This window comes from Roseateles sp. P1_C6 (assembly GCF_056406315.1).
On record NZ_JBFUAK010000006.1, the window covers coordinates 113112 to 133821 of the forward strand.

At 66.3% G+C, this 20710-nt stretch carries 18 protein-coding genes; 11 read left to right on the forward strand and 7 right to left on the reverse strand.

Annotation, left to right across the window (positions count from 1 at the left end):
- Positions 1 to 38 precede the first annotated feature (38 nt).
- A complete protein-coding gene (locus AC1D29_RS14550) occupies positions 39 to 1022 on the forward strand; it encodes a glycosyltransferase family 2 protein (RefSeq protein ID WP_477898520.1) in 984 nt (327 codons plus the stop codon).
- The gene (locus AC1D29_RS14555) at positions 1019 to 2482 is read left to right on the forward strand and encodes a hypothetical protein (RefSeq protein WP_477898522.1); all 1464 of its coding nucleotides are present in this window, start codon (positions 1019 to 1021) and stop codon (positions 2480 to 2482) included. The genes AC1D29_RS14550 and AC1D29_RS14555 overlap by 4 nt, the downstream gene beginning before the upstream one ends.
- Positions 2483 to 2491: 9 nt before the next feature.
- On the opposite strand, the gene AC1D29_RS14560 is transcribed toward AC1D29_RS14555, so the two are convergent.
- The 3 genes from AC1D29_RS14560 to AC1D29_RS14570 are packed head-to-tail and all read right to left on the reverse strand — an operon-like array spanning position 2492 to position 5463.
- A complete protein-coding gene (locus AC1D29_RS14560) occupies positions 2492 to 3337 on the reverse strand; it encodes a class I SAM-dependent methyltransferase (RefSeq protein ID WP_477898524.1) in 846 nt (281 codons plus the stop codon).
- A gap of 6 nt (positions 3338 to 3343) precedes the next feature.
- A complete protein-coding gene (locus AC1D29_RS14565) occupies positions 3344 to 4378 on the reverse strand; it encodes an NAD-dependent epimerase/dehydratase family protein (RefSeq protein ID WP_477898526.1) in 1035 nt (344 codons plus the stop codon).
- The gene (locus tag AC1D29_RS14570) at positions 4375 to 5463 is read right to left on the reverse strand and encodes an N-acetylneuraminate synthase family protein (RefSeq protein ID WP_477898528.1); all 1089 of its coding nucleotides are present in this window, start codon (positions 5461 to 5463) and stop codon (positions 4375 to 4377) included. Before AC1D29_RS14570 ends, AC1D29_RS14565 begins: the two co-directional genes overlap by 4 nt.
- Before the next feature lie 195 nt (positions 5464 to 5658).
- Between AC1D29_RS14570 and AC1D29_RS14575 the strand changes: the two genes are divergently transcribed.
- Genes AC1D29_RS14575 through AC1D29_RS14605 form a run of 7 tightly spaced genes read left to right on the forward strand, consistent with a single transcriptional unit; the run spans position 5659 to position 12608 of the window.
- The gene (locus tag AC1D29_RS14575; protein WP_477898530.1) at positions 5659 to 6645 is read left to right on the forward strand and encodes a glycosyltransferase; all 987 of its coding nucleotides are present in this window, start codon (positions 5659 to 5661) and stop codon (positions 6643 to 6645) included.
- Positions 6642 to 7202, forward strand: a complete 561-nt coding sequence (locus AC1D29_RS14580; protein ID WP_477898532.1) for a dTDP-4-dehydrorhamnose 3,5-epimerase family protein — start codon at positions 6642 to 6644, stop codon at positions 7200 to 7202. Before AC1D29_RS14575 ends, AC1D29_RS14580 begins: the two co-directional genes overlap by 4 nt.
- On the forward strand, positions 7199 to 8083 hold the full coding sequence (locus tag AC1D29_RS14585; protein ID WP_477898534.1) for an NAD-dependent epimerase/dehydratase family protein: 885 nt from the start codon (positions 7199 to 7201) through the stop codon (positions 8081 to 8083). Before AC1D29_RS14580 ends, AC1D29_RS14585 begins: the two co-directional genes overlap by 4 nt.
- Complete coding sequence (locus tag AC1D29_RS14590) at positions 8080 to 9441, forward strand: hypothetical protein (protein ID WP_477898536.1); 1362 nt, start codon at positions 8080 to 8082, stop codon at positions 9439 to 9441. Before AC1D29_RS14585 ends, AC1D29_RS14590 begins: the two co-directional genes overlap by 4 nt.
- Entirely contained in the window at positions 9438 to 10403 is a 966-nt protein-coding gene (locus AC1D29_RS14595; protein WP_477898538.1) for a glycosyltransferase family 2 protein, read from the forward strand. Before AC1D29_RS14590 ends, AC1D29_RS14595 begins: the two co-directional genes overlap by 4 nt.
- The gene (locus AC1D29_RS14600) at positions 10403 to 11431 is read left to right on the forward strand and encodes a glycosyltransferase family 2 protein (RefSeq protein WP_477898540.1); all 1029 of its coding nucleotides are present in this window, start codon (positions 10403 to 10405) and stop codon (positions 11429 to 11431) included. Before AC1D29_RS14595 ends, AC1D29_RS14600 begins: the two co-directional genes overlap by 1 nt.
- A gap of 4 nt (positions 11432 to 11435) precedes the next feature.
- The gene (locus tag AC1D29_RS14605; RefSeq protein ID WP_477898542.1) at positions 11436 to 12608 is read left to right on the forward strand and encodes a glycosyltransferase; all 1173 of its coding nucleotides are present in this window, start codon (positions 11436 to 11438) and stop codon (positions 12606 to 12608) included.
- A gap of 31 nt (positions 12609 to 12639) precedes the next feature.
- On the opposite strand, the gene AC1D29_RS14610 is transcribed toward AC1D29_RS14605, so the two are convergent.
- Genes AC1D29_RS14610 through rfbF form a run of 4 tightly spaced genes read right to left on the reverse strand, consistent with a single transcriptional unit; the run spans position 12640 to position 17568 of the window.
- Entirely contained in the window at positions 12640 to 14403 is a 1764-nt protein-coding gene (locus tag AC1D29_RS14610) for a thiamine pyrophosphate-binding protein (RefSeq protein ID WP_477898544.1), read from the reverse strand.
- Positions 14400 to 15719, reverse strand: coding sequence for a lipopolysaccharide biosynthesis protein RfbH (rfbH, locus tag AC1D29_RS14615; RefSeq protein ID WP_477898546.1), 1320 nt, complete (start codon positions 15717 to 15719; stop codon positions 14400 to 14402). Before rfbH ends, AC1D29_RS14610 begins: the two co-directional genes overlap by 4 nt.
- Positions 15716 to 16804 carry a CDP-glucose 4,6-dehydratase gene (gene rfbG, locus AC1D29_RS14620; RefSeq protein WP_477898548.1) on the reverse strand — a complete coding sequence of 363 codons (1089 nt, stop codon included), beginning with the start codon at positions 16802 to 16804 and terminating at the stop codon, positions 15716 to 15718. The genes rfbH and rfbG overlap by 4 nt, the downstream gene beginning before the upstream one ends.
- Positions 16789 to 17568, reverse strand: coding sequence for a glucose-1-phosphate cytidylyltransferase (gene rfbF / locus AC1D29_RS14625; RefSeq protein ID WP_477898550.1), 780 nt, complete (start codon positions 17566 to 17568; stop codon positions 16789 to 16791). The genes rfbG and rfbF overlap by 16 nt, the downstream gene beginning before the upstream one ends.
- Before the next feature lie 141 nt (positions 17569 to 17709).
- Between rfbF and AC1D29_RS14630 the strand changes: the two genes are divergently transcribed.
- Together AC1D29_RS14630 and AC1D29_RS14635 are read left to right on the forward strand one after the other, a co-directional pair.
- Complete coding sequence (locus AC1D29_RS14630) at positions 17710 to 19269, forward strand: peptide MFS transporter (RefSeq protein ID WP_477898552.1); 1560 nt, start codon at positions 17710 to 17712, stop codon at positions 19267 to 19269.
- Positions 19270 to 19461: 192 nt separating this feature from the next.
- Positions 19462 to 20697: an efflux RND transporter periplasmic adaptor subunit gene (locus AC1D29_RS14635; protein WP_477898554.1), complete on the forward strand. Its 1236-nt coding sequence runs from the start codon at positions 19462 to 19464 to the stop codon at positions 20695 to 20697.
- Positions 20698 to 20710 lie beyond the last annotated feature (13 nt).

Here is a 20710-nt window from a genome sequence, read left to right on the forward strand (position 1 = left end):
CCACGCGCGGGGCCTGGATGGCCCTAGGATGCGCGCGCATGACCCTGATCAGCATCGTCACCAGCTGCCTGAATGAGGCCGACAACGTCGTCGAGCTGCATCAGCGCATCAAGGCCCAGTTCGAACCAGGCGGTCCAGCAGCGGACTTCGAGTTCGAGCACATTTTCGTGGACAACGGCTCCACGGACGAGACTGTCGCCCAAGTGAAGGCGCTCGCCGCGGCGGACCCGCGCGTGAAACTCATCGTCAACGCCCGCAACTTCGGTCATGTGCGCTCGCCGCTGCATGGCATGTACCAAGCCAGCGGCCAGGCCATCATCTGCATGGCGTCGGACCTGCAAGACCCCCCCGAGCTGATCGGCCAGTTCGTCGCTCACTGGCGTGCGGGCGAGCTGATCGCGCTGGGTGTGAAGCCGCATTCGCGCGAGACCTGGGCGATGGCGGTCGTGCGACGCTTCTACTACCGCGCGCTGGGGCGCATGGCCGACGTGCCGTTGATCGCCAACTTCACCGGTTTCGGGCTGTACGACCGGTCGGTCGTCGAGATGATTCGAGACCTGGGCGACCCCTACCCGTATTTCCGCGGGCTGATCGCCGAGCTGGGCATCCGGTACGCGACTGTCGAGTTCGAGCAGCCGGCACGCGTGCGCGGCATCACGAAGAACAATTTCTACACGCTGTACGACTTGGCGATGCTGGGGCTGACCAGCCATTCCAAGCTGCCGTTGCGGCTGGCGACGCTGGCCGGCTTCACGTTGAGCGCGGTCAGCCTGCTGGTTTCGCTGGGTTATCTGATCGCGAAGCTGGTGTTCTGGCAGCACTTCGCAGTCGGTACGGCGCCAGTCATCATTGGCCTGTTCTTCTTCGGCGCGGTGCAGCTCTTCTTCATCGGCATCGTCGGCGAGTACGTGGCGGCCATCCACACCCAGGTCAGCAAGCGGCCGCTGGTCGTCGAGAAGGAGCGCGTCAACCTGCCGCCGAGCGATTCGCTGCCGCGGCATTCGAGCGAGCCCCGCGCGTGAGCGGCGACCGCACCGAGCGCCAGTTCGACCAGCTGGAACTGGCTGCCGCGGGCTACCTGCTGGCGCCGCTGCTGCCGTTCCTGTGGGGCTGGTGGCGTTGGCCGGTAGCGCTGGCGTTCAGCAGTCTGCTGGCCGTCACGGTGCATGCGGTGGTCGTTCGTCACCGCCGCGATGCCGTCCCCCTGCGGCTGTGGTGGTGGGTCGCGCTCGTTGCCCTGGCGCTGCTGTGGGTGGCCGCCAGCGGTCTGCTTGGCGGCCTGCCTTTGGCCAAGGACTGGAGCGTGCGGATGGTCGTGCTGCACGACCTGACCCTGGGTGCCTGGCCGGTAGGTTACGGCCCGCTCGCCGGTGGTGAAGCAGTGCTGCGCTTCTCGATGGGCTATTACCTGATTCCCGCAGGCCTGGGTTCTTGGTTCGGCGGTATCGGGGCTGCGCGATTGCTGCTGGGCCTGTGGACGGCACTGGGTGTGCTGCTGTTCTTCGCGCTCGTGGTCCAGTCCTGGCCCCAGCGGCGGCCGAGTGCCTTGGCGACGGTGCTGTTGATCCTCGGGCTATTCAGTGGCATGGACGTCCTGGGCTTCGTGGTGGAGCGAGGGTATACACCTGCGCTGGGTGAACACATCGAATGGTGGGCGCCGTGGCTGCAGTACTCGTCGCAGACCACGCTGCTGTTCTGGGCACCCAACCATGCACTCCCTGCCTGGCTGGGGGTGGCACTGATCTGGCGCCACCGTGACACGGGGCTGGCGCTGGCACCCGCTGCGCTGCTGTTGCTGGCCGCGGCGCTCTGGTCGCCGCTGGCCTGCGTAGGGTTGTTGCCGTTGCTGGCCTTGGCGACGTTGCGTGCCCAGGCCGCGTCGGCGTGGGCACGCGAGCTGCTACGCCCGGCTGTGCTGGCGGTGCTGCCGCTGCTGGCGTTGCTGGGTGTGTTCGTCAGCTTCGGCATCGTCACCGACATCCTGCCGACCGAGCGGCGCGAACTCGCCGACGTCGCGGCGTCAATGGCTACATGGAATCAATGGATCTGCTTTCAGATGCTGGAATGGGGTTTCCTGGCCTGCGCGTTGCTGGCCGCCGGACCGCGCCGTCTGGACTGGACGTTCTGGGCTGCGTGTGCGTTGCTGTTTGCGCTGCCATTGCTGCGCTTCGGGCCAGGCAACGACCTGCTGATGCGCGCAGGCATTGCACCCGTCACCTTGCTACTGCTGTGCACCGCGCGCGCATTGGCGCTTTGCGACATGCCTGCGCGCTGGCGCCATGCGGTTGTACTGATGTTGCTGGTCGGCGCGGTCACGCCTGCGCAAGAGCTGTACCGCCAGACGCTGGGAGGCTCTCACTGGCGCGATGACGGCCGCAGCATGGCTAGCTATCAGGGCCAGGCGTGGCACTACGTCGGTCGCCTGATGCCCGGCGCGTTGGCCAGCTTGATGCGTGAACCGCAGCCATTGGCCGGACACTGAACGCGGCGCTTAGCCCAGACGGCACAGCAGCCCCAGCGCCGTGGCGCCGTCGCTGCTCAGGCGCAGGCGTGTTTCAGCTTCTACTTGGAGGCCATGCCCTTCGAGCAAGCGGCGCAGTCCGACCGGACTGAAGAAGTTGATGTGCTCGTGCCAGTGGCGCTTGCGTCGCCAAGCCGTCCCGTCGGTCTCGGCGGCGCGCATCAAGACCTCGAAAGGGACTTCTACGTAGAGCCGCGTCCGCGCCGCCATGGCGGCGCGGACCTGGTCGATCAGCGAGCCGGGTTCGGGCACATGCTCCAGCACATGCGCCAGCACGATGACGTCATAGGTCCCTTGCGGCGCGGCTACGGCTACGGCTCCGTCGACCAAAGGGCGCCCGGAAATGTCCAGTACGTGGTGCAGCGCCGCTTCGCGACGCAGTGGCGTGTTCAAGCCGGTGTCCCCGCCCCAGTCGAGCACCGCGGGCCTGGCGGGGAGCCTCGGCCGCAGAAAGGCATCGATCTCGGGAATGTGCGCGTCACCGGCCACCAGGGCGCGGTTGCGGGTCGTGTAGCCCGGTTCGAAATGTTCGCGCTGAGCTTCGTACTCGTTACCACGGTAGTCGCGGTAGAGACGCGCCATCTCTGAGTCGTCAAAACGCATGTCCAGGAACAGGGTGCCGCAGGCGGGGCAGTGCAAGGTGGTACACAGCGCGTGGGCGTGCCCGAGCGGCAGGTCACGCAGCCCCCATTCAGGCGTGATCTCGCAAGGCTCCCAGCCCAGCGCGCGCTGCGCGACGAACGGCATCAACACGGCGCTCACGCGTTCCAGATCGTGTGAATTGCAACAGATGCATTGGGTGGCGATGCGAGGCATTGCGGGTCAGGCATCCAACGAGTGCCATTGCGCTGTGCGCTTTATGGCGAGCTCCAGCGGCGTCCAGGGAGTCAGGCCAAGTTCGGCGGCGCGGTCGATGCTCGGTAGGTAGTGACGCCTCGATTCGCCGGGCTGGACAGAGCCGACCTGCACGTCAGCAGCCGGGCACAGCAGATCGCGCACGAGATGCGCCAGCTCGACGATGCGCAGGCCTTGCCCTCCGCCGACGTTGACGGGCCACGCACTAGGTGCTTCGAGCAACAGGTGCAGCAACCACCAAGCCAGGTCAGCACCGTAGAGGTAGCTGCGCACCGCCTCGCCGGCCGAGTTCAGCCGCAACGGCCCGCCGGCCAGCGCATCGCGGATGAGATTGCCGATGGCGAAATGGCCATGCAGATCCAGCCCAGGGCCGACGAAGGCGAAGCAGCGCGTCGGTACGATTGCGCACGCATGTCGCTGGGCATGCAACACCGCCAGCAGCTCCGACACGCGTTTGGCCTCTCCGTAGGCGCTGCTGACCTGCGTCGGGTCGCAGGCCCGCGGTGTGTCCTCTCTAATCCCCCTGCCATCGGTGGACAGGGCGCCGTACTGTGCGCCGGAGCCCGTCAGCAGGAGGCGACGCACGCCGTGGGTGCCGGCAAAAGCGAGCACCTGGCGGGTGCCGGCAAGCGCATCGTCGAATACGTTTTGCTGGTCGATGTGCGCACTGGCATGGGTGTCGGTGGCTGCATGCAGCAACAGGTCGAAGCGGCCCTCGCCCGGCCAGGCGTTGCGTGCGTCGCCTTGCAGGAATCGCAGCCAAGACTGCCGTGAGATCCAGGGTTGTGCGGCGATGAAGCCCTGCGGATTGCGGCTTAGCGCCACGACCTCGAAGCGCATGCCGCCGGCATGCAGATGGGTCAGTAGGGTCAGCAGGTTCTTGCCGAAGAAGCCGGTCGCGCCAGTCAGGTAGAGGCGCTGGCCGTCCAGCGCCTGCAAGCTTGGCGCGACGGCTTCGAGGCGGGAGAAATCTTCTCCCAGGAAGGCCGCAAAGTCGCTCACAGGCCGCGGTTGTAGATCAGCTGACGCAGCGCCGGTGTGCTGGCGTAGGGGCTGTCGAGGTCGTCGATCATCAGCGCAGAGTCGGCCTTGAGTTCTCGCACCGAGCGTTGGCCGTTCATGACCTCGCGGCAGGAGAGCTGGCCCTTCTGCAGCGGGATGGCCAAGTAGAAGTCGCGATCCACGCTGTTGTGGTGGAACTCATAACCGGCGGGCAAGTCGCGCTTCAGATAGACGCCGCGTACAAGCTGGTCCAGGTACTCAATCTCGCGTTTGCTCGGAATGCGCTTGGTGTCGCCGCTGGCGCCGCACATCTCGCGAGCCTTGTGGAAAGCCTTGAACCAGGCATCCACCTGATGCGGCTGCGAGCAATAGGGCGACACGGCAATCCCGTCGGCCTCGATGTCGATGTGGCGTTCCCACGTGCGAGCGCCTTTGGCGTACGACATCAGCATCGAGTCGCGCCAATCGCTGTACTCGTGCGTCGAGAAGCCGATGACCAGTTGCGGGTAGCGCTGGCGCAGATAGTCGATCTGATTCAGCTCCAGCTCGTCGTCCTCGGACGGGTAGAGCGACACGCAGTGGTTCAGCGACAGCGGGATGTGGCGGTTGGCGAAGAAGGTGACGAGGTCGTCGATGTCCTTCTCCGACGAGCCGCCGGTGGACACGATGACAGGTTTGCGCGTCTTGGCGATGCGGTCGAGCAGGAACCAGTCGTTCAGGTCCGAGCTGGCCACTTTGATGATGGGCAGGTCGAATTCCTCGCACAGGTCCACCGATGCCTCGTCGAAGGCGGTCGCCATCGGGATGCAGCCCTGGTCGCGAATAGCGTCGATCAGCGTTGCGTACTCGTGCTTTTCCAGCTTGGTGGCTTCGGTCTTCTTGATGTAGCGTAGATCCTCGCGACCCTTGAAGTTCGGTGAGATGAAGTGGTCGACATCGCGGAATTGCAGCTTGATCGCGGCGCGCACGTTGTTGAATCGCACGACTTGGGCGAATGCATTGATGATGGCCAGGCCGCGGTCGACGCGGCCCCAGTGGTTGTTGGCCAGCTCCAGCACAAACAGGTCACTGAAAACGCGTTGCATGGGGGTCATGTGTACTTTCTCGCAGCTTTCTCGTCACAGCCACGCGAATGCTAGCGCCGGGGTACAGGGATGGTCGAAAGCCAGGCGGTCGATCGACATAATCGACGCACTCGATCCTTCCCTTTGCAACAGATATCACGCACCGTGGGTCCTAACGTTACTTTGTCTCCATCGAAGTCCACTCCCCAGGTCAGCGTGATCATTGCCAGCTTCAACATGGGCTTGTGCGTGCGGGCCGCCGTCGAGTCGGTGCTCAGCCAGGATGTCGAAGGCGTGCAGGTCATCGTGGTCGACGACGGCTCCACCGACGACACTCGCGCACGGTTGGCGCCGTTTGCCTGTCGCATCACGTTGTGGCACCAGGAGAATCGAGGGCAGGCCGCTGCGCGCAATGCCGGACTGAGGCTTGCCAGGGGCGAGTTCATCATGTTCCTGGATGCGGACGACCGCCTGCTGCCAGGAAAGATTGCCGTGCAGCTCGCTTACTTGCGCGCGCATCCGGCGATGTCGGGAGTGTTTTCCGACGGCCTTCTGGTGACGCCCGAAGGTCAAGTCCTGAATCGGGTATCGACGGAATCACCCGCGGGGTTGTTCAGTGCCGAGGGCGCTGCGCATCTGCGTCGACATCTGCTCCGCGGCCATCCCTTCCCCATTCATTGCGCACTGCTGAGGGGGGCGGCCGTCGAGACCACCGGACGCTTTGACGAAAGCCTGCGCGCCCGCGAAGACCTTGATTTCTGGCTTCGATTCGCGGCCCTACACAAAACCGGGTACCTGCCGGGTGAATTGGTCGACTACGTGGTGCGGCCTTGCAGCGTGAGCCGCTCCCGTGAGTCGATGCATGTCGCAGGATGTCGGCTGTATGGCGCGCTCACCCACGATGCACAGTTTCTCTCACTGCCTGCCGAGGAACGAGCCGCGCACCTGAGAGCCTGGGCGATCGAGGTTGGGGTGCAGCACCACGGACCATGGGCCGCGGCCAACGAGGTCGCGCGTGAGTTCGCCCGGATGGCGCGTCAGCTGGACCCGCACAATTGGAGAGGCCTGCTGCTGACGACTTGCTTGGCCATGCCCGCTGGTATTGGATTGCTGCAGCGCAGCCTGGCGTGGCAGACGCGGCGCTGGCGCAACCGCCATGCGAGACAGGCGCCCTTCGACTCTCGAACCCAGCATTGCCCATGAATCCTTCCCAGGCCTTCGAGCCAACGGCGTTTGCCGGATGTTGGCGGTTGCGGCTACCGGTCCATGGCGATCATCGGGGGCGCTTCGTCAAGAGTTTCCATGCGCCCTCGTGGGCCGAGCATGGCTTGAGCACCCGGTTCGATGAAGACTTTTTTTCTGTCTCTCATCGCAGGGTGCTGCGCGGTTTCCACGTCGTGACGCCGCCTCGGGCGGGCGCCAAATTGGTGTATCCCATCCAGGGCCGTGTGTTCGACGCATTGCTGGACCTGCGACTGGGCGAAGTGAGCTATGGCAGTGTGCTGACTTTCGAACTCGATGCTGCTGACGGCGACGCGCTCTACATCGTGCCTGGCGTGGCCCATGCCTTCCTGACACTCAGCGACGTGGCGGTGATGGGCTACAAGACCGAGTTCGCGCACGACCCATCAACGGATGGTGGCGTGCGTTGGGATTCTGTTGGGGTGGCTTGGCCCGTTGCCGATCCCATCCTTTCGGCGCGTGATCGCGGGCTGCCGGGCCTGAAGGGCTTTCAAAACCCGTTTGGTGCCGCGGGATGACCGCACCCGTTGCGCTGATCACGGGTGGCACGGGTTTCGTGGGCTCCCGTCTTGTCGCAAGGCTAGTGCGGGACGGATGGCGCGTGCATGTCGTGACGCGGCAGGCCCTGGTTGATTCAGCGGTAGTGCGTTTCCATCGCGTCGATGCGCAAAGTGGAGCGTGGGATGGTTTGATGCAGTCCCTCCAGCCCGATGTCGTCTTCCATCTGGCGACGCTTTTTCTGGTCGAGCACCGTCCGGACCAGATCGACGATCTGCTGGACGCCAACCTCAGGCTCGGCACGCACCTGCTCGATGCGATGGGCCGGTTGGGCGCGGGGCGCTTTGTCAATGCCACGACCAGTTGGCAGCACAGGTTGCCCGATGAGGCCGCACCTTATGCGGTCAACTTGTATGCTGCAACCAAGCAGGCCTTTGAATCCATCGTGGACTATCACGCCGAACGCCACGGCGTATCCGCCGTGTCGCTGCGACTGTTCGAGTCGTATGGACCTGCCGACCCTCGTCCCAAGCTCCTGAACTTGCTGCTGCGGCTGGATGCGGGTGCGGAAACGTTGGCGCTGTCGGGCGGGGAGCAGCGGTTGTGCATGGTGCATGTGGACGACGTGGTCGAGGCACTGCTGGTTGCCGCGTCGCATACGGCTGCGCACGCCGGTCACGGGCGTTTCGGCCTGGGCGGTGTGCCGGCGCATTCGCTGCGGGAGATCGTCGCGATGATCGAGGCGCTGAGCGGTCGGCGATTGCCGGTGGCGTGGGGCGCGCGGCCGTATCGCGACCGCGAAGTCATGCAGCCATGGCGCGCCATGAAGCCGCTGCCGGGATGGATGCCCCGCATCGCTCTAGAAGCGGGTTTGGCCGAGCTGTTGGCCGGCCCCGCATGAGCAATTCGCATCGAGCCACGTTCTGGGCCTACCTGGCGCAGCTCGGTGGCCTACCGCTGAGCGCGGTGCTGCTGCCTCTGGTGCTGTGGCGGTTTTCGCTGGAGCAGCTGGCGCTGTGGTACCTGATCCAGAGCCTGGGACTGCTGGCATCGATGGCCGAGGGGGCGCTTGAGCCCGGATTGACCCGCTACCTGAGCTACGCGCGCAGCGGGTTGCGCACGCTGCCCACACATGGCGAAGCACCGGGCATTGGGCAGGGACCAGCCGACGTCGCAGGTATGCGCGAACTGGCAGGCGCCGCGCGTTGGCTTTATGGCCGGCTGAGCTGGATCAATCTGTTTTGTTTCGGGAGCGTAGGCGGCTGGGTGCTGATATGGCTCGGAGCGTCTCTGGGAGATGTCCCCCAAGTACTGACCGCCTGGGGGCTGTTCTGCGCAGGCCAGTTCTTGGCGTGCCGAGGTTTCGCCGCCATCTCGCTACTCCAGGGTGCTGGTCACGTGGACCAGGCCTTCAGGGCGCTGGCCGTCCAGCGCTTGGCGTTCGGCCTGACGGTGCTGGTCGGACTGGCCTGCGCCCCCCGGCTCGAAATGCTGGGGCTGGCCCAGATCGTCGGCGCGATCCTCGGCTTTTGCCCCGCGCTGTACCGGGCTCGGAAACTGATGCCCGCCGCGAGCATGCGGCCGACCTGGGAGCGTTTGCGGGCGCTGCTGCAGGGCAGCTTCGCCTTGTGGCTCAGCCGGCTGGGTGGCTACCTGGTTCTCAGGGCGAACTTGCCCATTGTTTCCGCCGCGCTTGGATTGCAGGCCGCGGGGCGCCTGGCGCTCGCCATGCAGTTGCTGGATGCGATCAGCCAACTCGCCCAGGCGCCGCTGCTGGCGCGGATGCCCCAGCTCTATGCACTTCATGTCCAGGCGGACCGCAAAGCCTTCATCACGATGGTGGGTCGCGTGCTGGTGGTGGGATGGGTGAGCTATGCCGGCGCAGCCTTGTCGCTCGCTGTCTTTGGTGATGCGGTGCTGAACTGGCTCGGAAAGCCCGGCGTGCTGCTGAGCACAGGCCTGCTGACACTGATGCTAGCGGCTGGCGGCCTGGAGCTCAATCACAGCATGAGCGCGACGCTCTTGATGGTGGAGAACCGCGTACCCTTCGTCCCGGCAGCGCTGCTGTCCGGAGTGGCCATCGTGCTGTTGTCTGTGCTAGTGCTGACGCAGACCCAGGCCGGCCTGCCAGCGGCCATCGTCATTCCGCTGCTCGTGCAGGCGGCATACAACAATTGGAGATGGCCGCTGGAGATGTTGCGTGCCTTCCGAACCCGCTACGGCGAGTTGATCAGAGCCGCGTTCAGTCCGTCCCGATGAAACCTCTCGTGACCATAGCGATTCCGACGTTCCGTCGGGCAGACCTTTTGCGCCGTACCTTGCAAAGCGCCATGTCGCAGGTGGGGGTGGAAGGCCTTGAAATCGTCGTTGTCGAGAACCCCGACGACGCTGACATGAACCAGCCCAGCGATGCGGAGCAGCTTTGCGCCGGGTTGGCCGATCCGCGGTTGCGCTACGTCCGCAACGACAGCAATCTTGGCATGGTGGGCAACTGGAACCGATGCCTGGAACTGGCGCGCGGGCGTTGGGTGCTCATCCTGCACGACGACGATTGGTTGTCGCCGCATTTCCTGCGCTTGGTACTCGGCCTGCTGGCCGCGCATCCGGAACTGCGGATGGTGGGAACGTCCGGCGTGCTGGAAAGGGGTGATGTGGGCGCTCCGCCGGTGCTGCCCGAGCGCTTGAAGCCTTACCGCATCGAGCTGCCGCACTTCTGGCTCGGCAACCCATACTTTGCCTCGAGCGTGGTGATGGACCGCGAACTGGCACTGCGGCTGGGCGGCTTTGACGAGGCCTGGTATCCGACGATGGATCATGTGTTCTGGATGCGCTTCTGCGGTGAAGCACCTTGCGCGCGCTTGCCCGAGCCGCTCCTTCACTACTACATCGGTGCGAATGCTTCGCTGAAGCCGGAGATGGTGATCCGCTTCATCGTCAACGACTTCCTGCAACGGCAGGAGCTGATGCGCCTGACTTTCCCGAGGCAGCAGTGGCTGACCTGGTATTCGCGCCTGAAGCCTTACCACGAGCGGCGCTTCCTGCAGCGGTTCTTAGATCTGCAGGTCCCCGAGCTGCAGTTGCATGAAGCCCTTCTAGAGGCAGGTTGGCGGCCGCTGCCGCGATGGGTGTCCTGGGCCTATGCGCCGATGCGACTGGGGTTCGAACTTCTGTCCATTCTCCTCACGAAGCGGCTGACGCGGCTCTCCAGCCGTGTGTCGTGATGAAGCACTTGAACATGGCGGCGAAGCCCGAAGGCTGTTTGCCTTCTGAATCCGCGATGAATCCCCTGGTGACTCTCGCCGTGCCGGCGTTCCAGCGTGCCGACCTGCTCGACCGGGCGTTGCGCAGTGCCTTCGCCCAGGAGGGCCTGGCCCCGGAGGCCTTGGAAGTGCTGGTCATCGAGGATCCAGCCATTGGCGAAGGGGCGCGGGCAGCTTCGCCTGTGGAGCAGCTCTGCCGGTCGATCAGCGATCCGCGCCTGCGATACCAGCGCAACCCGACCAACCTTGGCATGGTCGACAACTGGAATCGCTGTCTGCGGCAGGCGCGTGGCCGGTGGGTCGTGCTCCTGCACGACGACGACTGGCTGGCGCCGGACTTCGTGCGCCAGTGTCTTGAGTTGATCGCTGCCAATCCTGCACTGCGCTTGGTGGGCAGCATGGGCTTCATCGAAAGGGATGGTGAGACCCCACGCCGCGCTGGCGGCGTCGCCACGCGAGCGCCCTGGCGCATCACGCCGTTCCATTTTCTGCTCGGCAATCCGTTTTTCGTATCCGGCGTGATGATGGATCGTCAGATGGCGGTGGACTTTGGCGGCTTCGACGGTCGCTGGTACCCCACGATGGATTCAGACTACTGGCTGCGTTTTTGCGAAGCCGCGCCGGGTGCGAGGTTGCCTGCGCCGCTGGTGCATTACCACATCGGCCGCAACGTCTCGCTCCAACCTTCGGTGCTGACGGCCTACATCGTCAACGACTTCAAGCAGCGCAAGATGATCCTCGAGGCCCACTACCCAGGCAACCGCTGGCTGCAGTGGCATTCCAGGCTCAAGCCTTACCGGGAGCGACCCTTCCTCGAGCAACTGTTCCGGGTGGCGATCGACCCGCGTGAAGTGGATCGCGCTTTGATGGACGTCGGATGGCGGCCAGTGGCGCACGGCTTGCGCTGGACCTACCTGCCGCTGCGCGCGGTGCTGGAGCTCGGCGCTCGACTGCGCAGCCAGCGGCTCGTCGCCAGAACCGAGCGGTGACGCCATGCAGCGCCTGCGGCTCCTCGTCATCTTCGACAACCTCGAACTCAGCGGCTCGCACCGAGCCGCCCTCAACCTGATGGCGGACTCGAACGAGGTCCAGATCAGCTGCCAGGCTTTGGTGTGCATGACCGACAAGACCGGCTTGTCGGCCACTGACGAGCGCATTGTCTGGCCTGCGATGGCGCGCCGTCGCAGCGAATCGCTGTTCACCAAGATGCGCAAGGCTGTGGGCGCGCTGCGCGAAGCCGTGCGCCTGGCGAGGGAGAGCGATTGCATCCTCGGTACTTGTCCACCTTCGAGCCTGATCGCCTGGTGGGCGGGCTGGCGCTGCGGCAGGCCCGTGATCGGCTGGGTGCATTACGACGTGGAGGGCCGCCGCCGCGAGCGTGTCGGAGCCACGGGTGGCTGGCTGCGGGACAGCGCTCAGAATCTGCTGTATTACCGCTTCATGCCGCGCTTGAAGCATCTGGTGTGCGTCAGCGAATCGACGCTGGCGAGCATGGTGCGCGAGCGAGGTGGCTCTAGGCCACCGGGCTGGGCCGTGCTGCCCAACCTCTATCTGCGCAGCGCCTTTGCCGTGGAGTCGGCCGCGCTGCCTCGGTTGCCCGCCATACGCGCTTTGGGAGGCGCTGTTGTGCTTGTGCTGGGCCGGCTGGTGCGGCAGAAGCGTTGGGAGGATGCGCTCGCGGCTGCCGCCGAGCTCCAGTCGCTGGGTGTGCAGGCGCAGTGGGTGTTCGTCGGTGACGGCCCTGAGCGCGCGGCCTTCGAGGCTGCGCGGGTGGCCTCACCCGTGCGGGAACGATTGCACTGGCTGGGAGCCGACCCCAATCCGTTGCCACTGCTCGCGCGATGCGATGCCCTGGCCATGACCTCGCTTTACGAGGCCTGGCCGACGGTGATCCTGGAGGCCTTCGACCTGGGCGTGCCCGTCGTGGCCTACGACTGTCCGTCGGGGCCAGCCGAGATGCTGGGATGGGGTGAGCGCGGCTGGGTCACCGACGAGCGACCTCAAGCACTGGCGCAGGCCTTGGCCGAGCGCTTCAGCGAGGCCGGCGCGGCGCAGATGCGTCTCCGCAGTGAGGCCGGCCGCGCCTTCGTCGAGGCCTTCGCGCCCGCACAGGCCATGCCGCGCTGGCGCGCATATCTCGATCTTGTGGCGGGCGGCGCCCCGTAGACGTGCCAGTTGATCATGAAGCTCCGGACGCTCACAAGTTGTCTTTCTCCGCCCGAACGGCGGCCAGTTCCTCGGCCGGCAGGAACGGATGCATGTCGTCCAGCTCTGGTGTCAGGAAGCGCCCCTGTTCGTCAACGCGCGATTTCAGCTTGGGGCTGAAGCCCTGCGCCGGGTCCACGTGGATCTGCACGAGCAACGGGCCCGAACCGCCGATCAGCTCGGGCAGACGAGCCATGTCGTCGGGCGTGGCGATGTCCACGGCCTGAAGACCATACGCGCGAGCCAGCGCCACGTAGTCCGGGCAGTCAACTCCTGAGGTGCGGTCGGCACCGACGACGCGGCCGAAGAAGTTCTCGTGGCTGAGGCGGATGGACAGGTAGCCGTCGTTGGCCAGCACGACTACCACGACGTTGAGCTGCAGGGTTTTGAGCGTCTGCAACTCCTGCACGTTCATCTGCAGACTGCCGTCGCCGGCCAGGCAGACGACCCGGCGCTGCCGCGCGGCGACGGATGCGCCGATGGCGGCGGGCAGGTCGTGACCCATGGAGGCCGCACCGGAGTTGCTGAAGAGACGCTGGCCGCGCTTCAAGCGGCTGATCTGGAAAGGTAGGATGCAGGCTGAGGCATTGCCGCTTGCAACGATGCCGTCTTCTGGCACAGCGCTGAACAGTGCTTCGACGGCGCGGTACGGGTTGATCAGCCCGGGCGCGCTGACGTTGCCGGCTTCCAGCGCCGGGTAGCGTACAGCCATGTCACGGCACCAGGCGGCCCAGGGCGCGAAGGCCGGGGCGGTGATGCCAGCCCGCAGCGCCGTGATGAAGACCTTGGCGTCGGTGGTGATCGTCAGCGCGGGCTTCACCAGCGGCTTGTCGAACTCGGCCGGGTCGATGTCGACCTGCACGACGCGGGCGTTCTTCGCGAAACTGCCCCAGTTGTAGCTGACCTGGCGGATGTTGAGCCGTGAGCCGATGACGATGACGAGGTCGGCCGCCTGCAAGCAGAGGTTGCCGGCGCGCGTGCCAATGGTCCCGGGGCGGCCGGCGAACAGCGGGTGGTCGCTCTCGATGAGGTCGTGCGTCCAGGCGGTGGCGAGCGGGATGCCGCTGGCCTCGACCAGCTCGCGCAGGTCGTCCACCGCACCCGCCAGGCGCACGCCAGTGCCGCCGAGGATCAGCGGGCGCTTGGCCTCGCCCAGCCAGGCCAACACGGTGCCGACATCGGGTGGGGCGGGGGCCTGCGTCGCGGGCGGCTCGATGAAGTCGAAGGCCTCGGTCGAGGACTGCAGATCGATGGGAATGTCCAGCCACACGGGGCCGGGGCGGCCACTCGCGGCCAGCACCACGGCCTCGGGCAGTGCGCGCGCCAGCTCATCCAGCGAGCCGATGGCCCAGGCGTGCTTGACGATGGGGCCGACCATGTCGGTGATCGGCACTTCCTGGTCACCCAGTTGGCGCAGCCCCGGCACAGGCGTATGAACCAACGCCGTGGCGCGCTTGACCTGGCCTGACATCACGATCATCGGGATGGAATCGGTGAAGGCCCCGAACACGCCGTTCAGCGCATTCAACCCGCCCGGGCCGGTCGTCACGTTGACGATGGCCGGGCGGCCGTCGATGCGGGCATACCCTTCGGCGGCCATCGCACAGGCCTGCTCGTGATGCATGAAGGTGCAGTGCAGACTCGGCTGCGCGGCCAGCGCCTGGTTCAGAAACATTGCGCCGCCGCCGGTGACCGCAAAAACCTGTGCCAGCCCTTTGGACGCGAGGTACGCGGCGATGCGCTCGGCTGCGTTCACAGCCCACCTCCGACGAACGCGGCGATCTCGTCGGCTGCGTAATCGAGCTGATCGTTGGACAGGCCCGGATACAGGCCAATCCAGAAGGTGTCGTTCATGACGGTGTCTGTGTTGGTCAGCGGGCCGACGGTGCGGAAATTGCGGCCTTGCATGTAGGGCTGGCGTGTCAAGTTGCCAGCGAACAGCAGCCGCGTGCCGATGCGCTTGCTGTCCAGGTGCGTCAACAGGTCGATGCGGCGCAGGTTGGCCTCGGGCTTGATGGTGATCGGGAAGCCGAACCACGACGGGTCGCTGCCGGGCGTCGCCTCGGGCAGCAGCAGGAATTCCTCGCAACCCTTTAGCCGCTCGTGCAGCCGGGCGAAGTTGCGCTTGCGCGCGGCGATGAAGCCGTCGAGCCGGTCCAACTGCGCGAGCGCGCAGGCGGCCTGCATGTCGGTGATCTTCAGGTTGTAGCCCAAGTGGCTGTAGGTGTACTTGTGGTCATACCCTGAAGGCAGAGCGCCCAGCTTCCAGCAGTAGCGCTGGCCGCAGGTGTTGTCCTTGCCAGGTGCGCACCAGCAGTCGCGGCCCCAGTCGCGCAGCGATTCGGCGGCGCGCTTCAGGGTGTCGTCGTTCATGAACACCGCGCCGCCTTCGCCCATGGTGATGTGGTGGGCGGGGTAGAAGCTCAGCGTGGCGATGTCGCCGAAGCTGCCAACCAGCTGGCCGTTGTAGGTGGAGCCCAGCGCGTCGCAGCAGTCCTCCACCAGCCACAGGCCGTGCTGGCGGGCGATGCGCGTGATGACGTCAAGGTTGAACGGGTTGCCCAGCGTGTGGGCCAGCATGATGGCCTTGGTGCGCGGGGTGATGGCGGCTTCCAGCTGGGCGACATCGATGTTGTAGGTCGGCAGGTGCACGTCCACCAAAACCGGCACGGCGCCGCACTGAAGGATGGGGTTCACCGTGGTCGGGAAGCCGGCGGCCACGCCGATGACCTCATCACCGGGGCGGATGGCGCGCTCGCCCAGCAGCGGCGACGTTAGTGCCGAGAACGCGAGCAGGTTGGCGGACGAGCCGGAGTTGGTCGTCAGCACATGCTTCACGCCAAGGCGCTGCGCGAGCCGCGCTTCGAAGGCGGCATTGAAGCGGCCCGTGGTGAGCCACGCGTCCAGCGACGCCTCCACCATCAGCTTCATCTCCTGCGCACCGACAACCTTGCCGGACGGTGGAATGACCGTTTGGCCGGCCTGGAAGGGGGCGGGCTGGGCGGCAGCGGCCTCGTATTGTTCGACGAGCTGCAGGATCTGCTGGCGCAGCGCGAGTTGGGCGGGGGTCATAGGAGAAAAGCGTAAGAGTCGATCTGCTGCAGCGTCAGCGCGTGCAGGTCCTGCCCCATGCGGTGTGCGAGGTGCCATTGCCAGGTCAAGTGCAGCGCTTCTTCCAGCGCCAGCCGGCCGCGCCAGCCGAGACGCTCGGCGGCCTTGCTGCTGTCCAGCATCAGGATGCCGGCTTCGTGCACGCCGGCGCCGTCGCCCAGCGTGAGGCGCGGCGGTTGCACATCTTCGCGCTGGGCCTGTGCCATCAGCAGCTGTGCCACCGTGCTGACGGGAAGGCATTGCGCCAACTCCGGGCCGAAGTTCCAGGCGCTGCTGTAGCTTGACGGGTTTTCCACCAAGCGCTCGGCGAGCGCCAGATAGCCGGCCAGCGGCTCCATCACGTGCTGCCACGGCCGCACGGCGCCGGGGTGGCGCAGGTGCAGCGGCGCGCCGCTGTCAAGCGCGCGGAGCAGGTCGGGTACCAGGCGGTCGGTGCTGACGTCACCGCCGCCGATGACGTTCCCGGCGCGCGCGGTGGCCAGGCCCGTGCCGCGGCCGGGCAGCTCGTAGGCGGACGCAAAGCTGGCTGCGACGATCTCGGCGCAGGCCTTGCTAGCGCTGTAGGCGTCGTGGCCGCCCAGGGCGTCGGTCTCCCGGCAGGGGGTGGCGCCCAGGTCGCGGTAGCACTTGTCGCTGGTGACCACGACGACGGCACGCACGCCGGCCTGCTGGCGCACGGCGTCCAGCAGGTTTGCCGTGCCCATCACGTTGGTGGCAAAGGTGCCCAGCGGGTCGGCATAGGAGGCGCGCACCAGCGGCTGGGCGGCGAGGTGGAAGACGACCTCGGGCTGGGCCGCGGCCAGCGCTTCACGCAGCGTGGCTGCGTCACGCACGTCGGCGCGCCATTCGCCGCGCAGCGTTTGCTGAACACCAGCCAAGTCGTAAAAGCCGCCGGCTTCAGGCGCCAGCGCATAGCCGCTGACCTGGGCGCCCAGGCGCTTCAGCCACAGCGCCAGCCAGCCGCCCTTGAAGCCGGTGTGGCCGGTGACCAGGATGCGTCGGCCGGCCCAAAAGGCTGAGGACTGCGGCGTCACCACGTCTTCCACGGCGCCCGGCCTTCGGCCCAGAGGCGCTCCAGATGGGTGCGGTCGCGCACGTTGTCCATGGGCTGCCAGAAGCCCGGGTGCTCATAGACGCCGAGCTGGCCACGCTCGGCCAGGGTCTCCAGCGGCGTGGCCTCCCAGGCGTCGGCATCGTCGGTGATCAGGTCCAGCACCTCGGGATTGAGCACGAAGAAGCCGGCATTGACGCCGGCGCTCTCGCTCTGCGGCTTCTCGCGGAAGCGCCGCACCAGGCCGGAGTCGGGGTCCACATCCAGCGCGCCGAAGCGGGCCGGCGGGATGGCGGTGGTGATGGTGGCGGCCACGCCGCGGGCGCGATGCTGGGCGAGGGCCGCCGTCACGTCCACGTCGGCGACGCCGTCGCCATAGGTGAAGCAGAAGTCCTGCTCGTCCTTGAGATAGGCCGCCACGCGCTTGAGCCGGCCGCCGGTGCCGCTGTCCTGACCGGTGTCCACCAACGTTACGCGCCAGGGCTCGGCATGGCGCTCGTGCACTTCCATGCGGTTGTGGGCGAGGTCGAAGGTGACGTCCGAGCTGTGCAGGAAGTAGTTAGCGAAGTATTCCTTGATCACATAGCCCTTGTAGCCGCAGCAGACGATGAAGTCCTGGATACCGTGGGCGGCATAGATCTTCATGATGTGCCACAGGATGGGCTGGCCGCCGATCTCGATCATCGGCTTGGGCCGCAGATGGGTTTCCTCGGCAATGCGGGTACCCAATCCACCGGCCAGGATCACGGCTTTGGTCATGGAACCAGTTTAGGGCGACCGAGGGCATTCCCTGGGCCGGGACGACGCGGGATTGCCCGCGCCAGACGGGACAATTCCGCTCTTTCCAGCGGGTTACCGCCCGCCTCGCCCGCCCTACCGGGTCCACTTGGAACGACAGACGTGACCACCATCCCCACACCGGCGTCCGGCCGCGCGGCAACCCCGCCCGCCGGGACGGCCATCCTTGGCCAGCCCAACCAGCTCTTCGTCCTCTTCTTCACGGAGATGTGGGAGCGCTTCTCCTACTACGGCATGCGGGCGCTGCTCGTGCTGTTCCTGGTCACCGAGGCCAGCAAGGGCGGCTGGGGCTGGAGCCGGGCGGATGCGACCAACCTGTACGGCTGGTACACCGGCCTGGTCTACCTGACGCCCATCCTGGGCGGCTACATCGCCGACCGGCTGCTGGGCACACGCCGTTCGGTGCTGCTGGGCGGCTTCGTCATCGCCGCCGGCCACGTCGCGCTGTTCATGGACACGGTGACCAGCTTCTACATCGGCCTGGGCCTGGTGGTCATCGGCACGGGCCTCTTCAAGCCCAACATCTCGGCCATCGTCGGCCAGCTGTACGGCAAGGACAACGAGGGCGCCCGCGACGGCGGCTACACGCTGTTCTACATGGGCGTCAACGCCGGGGCCTTCTTCGGCATCTCGCTGTGCGGCTACATCGGCGAGAAGGTGTCCTGGAACCTGGGCTTCGGCCTGGCCGGCGTGTTCATGATCCTGGGCGCCCTGCAGTTCTGGCTCAGCCAGGGCCTGTTCGGCAGCGTCGGCGACAAGATCGACGCCGCGGCTAAGGTGGCCCGCGATGCGCTGGACGACACGCCCAAGCAGGTCGTCGCTGACCGCCTGAAGGCGATCTTCGTGTTCTCCTTCTTCACGATCTTCTTCTGGTTCGCCTTCGAGCAGGCCGGCGGCTCCATGACCATCTTCGCGGCCGACTACACCGACCGCTCGCTGGTCGGCACCAGCGGCCTCATCTTCAAGATCGTCAACACCGCGATGACGCTGGTGCCGGCGGCCATCCTGTCCTGGCTGCTGTTCAAGCTCTACCGCTCCACCGGCGGCAACTACGCGCTGGCCAACCTGTCGCTGGCCGTCGCCTTCGTCATCATCTGGGGCCTGTGCCTGTGGATGCTGGGCCGCGAGTTCGCGATGGAGCAGAGCGAGGTGCCCGCCACCTGGTTCGGCGTGCTGAACAGCTTCTTCATCGTCGTGCTGGCGCCCATGTTCTCCAAGCTCTGGGAAGAGAAGTGGAACCCCAGCGGCCCGGTCAAGTTCGGCGTCGGCCTGGTGCTGCTGGGCCTGGGCTTCGCCGTGCTGTCCTATGGCTCGGCCGGCATCCCGCAGGGCGCCAAGACCGCCCAGGTCAGCATGATGTTCCTGACGCTGGCCTATTTGTTCCACACCATGGGCGAGCTGTGCCTGTCGCCGGTGGGCCTGTCGTACATCTCCAAGCTGGCGCCTGCCCGCCTGCTGGGCCTGATGTTCGGCGTGTGGTTCCTGAACGCGGCCATCGCCAACAAGATCGCCGGATCCACCGGCGCCTTCATCGACCAGGTGTCCAGCCAGTACTCGATGTCGGTCTTCTTCCTGATCTTCACGGTCATCCCGATCGGCGCCGGCCTCGTGCTGATGGCCATGACGCCGCTGATGAAGAAGTGGATGCACGGCGTCCACTGACGATGACCTCGCGGGTCATGAAACCCGTGCGTAACTCCCCGAAGCCGCCACGGCCCCGAGCCTGGCGGCTTTTTTGTTCACAGATCCTGGCTGGTGACAAGTTATGTCAGCAGAGGCAAAGGGTTTCAGGCGTGACTTAATCAGCTTTAAGTCGATCTCGCTACAGTCGCGCGCTTGAATTCGGAGCCCTCCATGAAGAAGCGAAGCCTGGCGCTGTCCCTAACCTCCACTCTTGCCGTCCTGCTCGCCGCGTGCGGCCAGCAGCAGGGCGGCCCCGGCGGTCCGGGTGGCCACGGCGGCCCGCCGCCGGTGTCGGTCGCACCGGCCACGCAGCGCGAGGTGCAGGAGTTCGACGAGTTCACGGCCCGCCTGGAGGCGCCGGACACCGTCGAGGTGCGCGCCCGCGTCGCCGGCACGGTGGATGCGGTGCGCTTCAAGGAGGGCCAGCTCGTCAGGAAGGGTGACCCGCTGTTCACGATCGACACGCGTGCCTTCCGCGCCGAGGTGGCTCGCGCCGAGGCGCAGATCGCCGCGCTGAAGACCCAGGCCGAGCTGGCCAAGACCGACCTGGCCCGCTCCGAGAAGCTGGTCAGCGTCAACGCGGTCAGCCAGCAGGAGATCGACCAGCTGCGCTCGGCGCTGCGCAGCGCCGAGGCCAACCAGAAGGGTGCGGAAGCCGCGCTGGTGCAGGCCAAGCTCAACGTCGAGTACGCGAACGTCACTTCACCCGTCAGCGGCCGCACGTCGCGCGCCAATGTGACGCCGGGCAACCTCGTCGGCGTCGGCGACCCGGTGCTGACGACCGTCGTGTCCAGCGACAAGGTCTACGCCTACTTCGACGCCAGCGAGGCCACCTATCTGAAGTACATGCGCGCTGCCCGCGACGGCAGCCGCGCGTCGTCGCGCGACGCCGCCAACCCGGTGCAGATGGGCCTGTCCAATGAAGAGGGCTACCCGCACCAGGGCAAGATGGACTTCGTCGACAACCGGCTGAACCCGGCGACGGCGTCCATCCGCGGCCGTGCCGTGTTCGACAACAAGCAGGGCCTGTTCACGCCGGGCCTGTTCGCGCGCATCAAGCTGATCGGCAGCGGCACCTACAAGGCCGTTGTCGTCACCGACCGCGCCATCACGACCGACCAGACGCGCAAGATCGTCCTGGTCGTCGGCCCCAACAACATCGTGCAGCCGCGCGAGGTCAAGCCCGGCGCCCTCATCGACGGCATGCGCGTCGTCGATGGCCTCAAGCCCGGCGAGCTCGTCATCGTCGACGGCCTGCTGCGTGCGTTCCCCGGCGCGCCGGTCACGCCGCAGGTGCTGAAGGTTGACGACAAGGGCATGCCCATCCCCGCGCCGCCGCAAGGCCAGCCGGGCGCCGCGCCCGCCGCTGCGCCGGCGTCTGCTGCAACTTCGGCCGCCTCGAAGTAATCCCAAGGCGGTA

Excerpts from the sequence above, each read along its gene's own strand:
- AC1D29_RS14560 (WP_477898524.1), bottom strand. The coding sequence starts at position 3,337 with ATGCCTCGCATCGCCACCCAATGCATCTGTTGCAATTCACACGATCTG.
- AC1D29_RS14635 (WP_477898554.1), top strand. The coding sequence starts at position 19,462 with ATGAAGAAGCGAAGCCTGGCGCTGTCCCTAACCTCCACTCTTGCCGTC.
- AC1D29_RS14595 (WP_477898538.1), top strand. The coding sequence starts at position 9,438 with ATGAAACCTCTCGTGACCATAGCGATTCCGACGTTCCGTCGGGCAGAC.
- AC1D29_RS14570 (WP_477898528.1), bottom strand. The coding sequence starts at position 5,463 with ATGCAACGCGTTTTCAGTGACCTGTTTGTGCTGGAGCTGGCCAACAAC.
- AC1D29_RS14605 (WP_477898542.1), top strand. The coding sequence starts at position 11,436 with ATGCAGCGCCTGCGGCTCCTCGTCATCTTCGACAACCTCGAACTCAGC.
- AC1D29_RS14600 (WP_477898540.1), top strand. The coding sequence starts at position 10,403 with ATGAAGCACTTGAACATGGCGGCGAAGCCCGAAGGCTGTTTGCCTTCT.
- AC1D29_RS14585 (WP_477898534.1), top strand. The coding sequence starts at position 7,199 with ATGACCGCACCCGTTGCGCTGATCACGGGTGGCACGGGTTTCGTGGGC.
- AC1D29_RS14580 (WP_477898532.1), top strand. The coding sequence starts at position 6,642 with ATGAATCCTTCCCAGGCCTTCGAGCCAACGGCGTTTGCCGGATGTTGG.
- rfbF (WP_477898550.1), bottom strand. The coding sequence starts at position 17,568 with ATGACCAAAGCCGTGATCCTGGCCGGTGGATTGGGTACCCGCATTGCC.
- AC1D29_RS14590 (WP_477898536.1), top strand. The coding sequence starts at position 8,080 with ATGAGCAATTCGCATCGAGCCACGTTCTGGGCCTACCTGGCGCAGCTC.
- AC1D29_RS14550 (WP_477898520.1), top strand. The coding sequence starts at position 39 with ATGACCCTGATCAGCATCGTCACCAGCTGCCTGAATGAGGCCGACAAC.
- rfbH (WP_477898546.1), bottom strand. The coding sequence starts at position 15,719 with ATGACCCCCGCCCAACTCGCGCTGCGCCAGCAGATCCTGCAGCTCGTC.